1 protein-coding gene is annotated in these 757 nt (G+C 70.1%); it reads left to right on the top strand.

Going from position 1 to position 757, the window contains the following annotated elements; genetic code table 11:
* Positions 1-599, top strand: a 599-nt coding sequence (locus tag EOA27_RS38760) for an MFS transporter (RefSeq protein WP_127259010.1), incomplete at its 5' end; no start/stop codon positions are given.
* Positions 600-757 lie beyond the last annotated feature (158 nt).

The raw sequence follows: 757 nt of genomic DNA, 5'->3' as shown, positions 1-757 counted from the left end.
ATGCGGGGCTCATCGCCTCGTTGGTTCTGCTTCTGCGCCAGGAACCGGTGCTGCGCCGCCGCGCCTTCACGGCGAGCCTGGTGATGGTCGCCTTCAGCGTGTTCTGGACGGCGGTGGCGCTGCGCCTCGCCGCTCCGCCCTTCGACCTAGGCCAGAAAGGCATTGCGCTTTTCGCGCTGGTCGGCGCCGGGGGTGCGGCGGTGACGCCTGTCTTCGGCCGCGCCGGCGACCGCGGCTTCACGCGCTCCGCAACGGTCCTCTGCCATCTCGTGCTGATCGCGGCGCTCTGCCTTGCCGCATGGGCGGGCGCGGCCAAGGCCGGCGGGGCGTGGCTGCCGCTCATCCTCATGGGCGTCAGCGCCGTGCTGCTCGATATCGGCGTCACCGGCGACCAGACGCTGGGCCGCCGCGCGGTGAATCTCCTGCAGCCCAAGGCGCGCGGCCGCATCAACGGGCTGTTCGTCGGCATCTTCTTCATCGGTGGCGCGATCGGCTCGCTGCTGGCCGGCCTCGCCTGGGCCTGGGGCGGCTGGACCGCGGTGTGCGCGACAGGCGCGGTATTCGGGGTGGTGGCGCTGGTGGTGGATTGGGTGGAGTAGCGCAATCTTTCCCTTCTCCCCTTGTGGGAGAAGGTGGATCGGCGCGTAGCGCCGAGACGGATGAGGGGTGTTCCAGCGGAGTGGGACGGCGGCATTCCCTGGAGCACCCCTCATCCGTCGCCTTCGGCGACACCTTCTCCCCCTGAGAGGGTTTTGCA

This window comes from Mesorhizobium sp. M2A.F.Ca.ET.037.01.1.1 (genome assembly GCF_003998075.1).
In the GTDB taxonomy this organism is placed as follows: domain Bacteria; phylum Pseudomonadota; class Alphaproteobacteria; order Rhizobiales; family Rhizobiaceae; genus Mesorhizobium.
The sequence above is the reverse complement of the archived record's forward strand: the minus strand, read 5'-3'. Positions and strand labels throughout refer to the sequence as shown.